Source organism: Microbacterium testaceum, from assembly GCF_001476285.1.
GTDB classification, from domain to species: Bacteria; Actinomycetota; Actinomycetes; order Actinomycetales; family Microbacteriaceae; genus Microbacterium; species Microbacterium testaceum_B.
Genome location: NZ_LDRU01000145.1, coordinates 1 through 1,213, shown reverse-complemented (window position 1 = coordinate 1,213; position 1,213 = coordinate 1). Strand labels below are relative to the sequence as shown.

The 1,213-nt window shown below is 71.2% G+C and carries 2 protein-coding genes; both read left to right on the top strand.

The genetic code is table 11. The annotated features are described in order from the left end of the window. Nucleotides 1–81 precede the first annotated feature (81 nt). A complete protein-coding gene (locus tag NS283_RS17975; RefSeq protein ID WP_058598210.1) occupies nucleotides 82–267 on the top strand; it encodes a hypothetical protein in 186 nt (61 codons plus the stop codon). Continuing rightward, the gene (locus tag NS283_RS17970; protein WP_058598209.1) at nucleotides 264–1,100 is read left to right on the top strand and encodes a DUF72 domain-containing protein; all 837 of its coding nucleotides are present in this window, start codon (nucleotides 264–266) and stop codon (nucleotides 1,098–1,100) included. Before NS283_RS17975 ends, NS283_RS17970 begins: the two co-directional genes overlap by 4 nt. The last annotated feature ends 113 nt before the right edge of the window (nucleotides 1,101–1,213 follow it).

The window sequence follows — 1,213 nt, the reverse complement described above, 5'->3', positions numbered from 1 at the left end:
GTCCTCCCCCGTCCCCTGTCCCCTCTCGCCCTCGCGCGCAAGCCTGTCGACCACGACGGGTCGAGGGCGCACCGTGGACGCATGAGCACTCCTGACATCCCCTCCCGCCACGCCGACGACGCCCACGCCGACTCGGCCGCCCCCACCGACGCCGTGACCGACGAGGTCCGCGAAGACGCCGCCGAGGCCGAAGAGCACGTCGACCTCACCGACGACACGGGCGACGCCGTGGACCCCGGCTTCCCCGCCGCCGAGGGCCACGCCTGAGCGCGACCGCCTTCGTCGGAATCTCCGGCTGGCGCTACCCACGCTGGCGGGGAGATTTCTACCCGCGCGGGCTCCCACAGCGGCGCGAGCTCGCGTACGTGGGCGAGCACCTCCGCAGCGTCGAGCTCAACGGCTCCTTCTACTCGCTGCAGCGTCCCGCCAGCTACCGGCGCTGGCGCGAAGAGGTGCCCGCGGACTTCGTCTTCGCGGTCAAAGGTTCGCGGTATGTCACGCACATGCTGCGCCTCGTCGGCGTGCACACAGCGCTCGCCAACTTCTTCGCGTCCGGTGTGCTCGCGCTCGGCCCGACCCTCGGCCCGTTCCTCTGGCAGTTGCCCGAACGGGTGGACTTCGATCCCGACGTGCTCGACGGCTTCCTTTCGCAGCTCCCGCGGACGACCGGCGCCGCCCTCGAACTCGCCCGGCAGCACGATCAGCGATTGGACGGCCGCGACTGGCTCGAGGTCGAGGCCGACATGCCCCTCCGCCACGCGCTCGAACCGCGCTCGGCCTCTTTCTCCGACCCGCGTGCGGCCGAGATCCTTCGCGCACACGATGTCGCCCTCGTCCTCGCCGACACCGCGGGCCGCTGGCCCGTGTTCGACGCCCTCACCGCCGACCACGTCTACGTGCGACTCCACGGCTCCACCGAGCTCTACGCGAGCGGCTACGCCGGGCCGGAGCTCGATGCCTGGGCCGATCGGATCCGCGGCTGGCTCGACGGCACCGCTTCGACGGACGGCGTGCCGCGCGATGTCTATGCCTACTTCGATAACGACGCGCGTGGCCGCGCTCCGCACGATGCCGTGGCACTGGCCGATCGGCTGCGCTGAGGGCGACGCACACCGACTCCACCCCTCCAGCCTCGAGCGCTGACGCCGCCGCCCCTGTCCCTTATACACAGCTGACGCTGACGACGAAGAGGATAGGGTCAATCCCGGTGGAG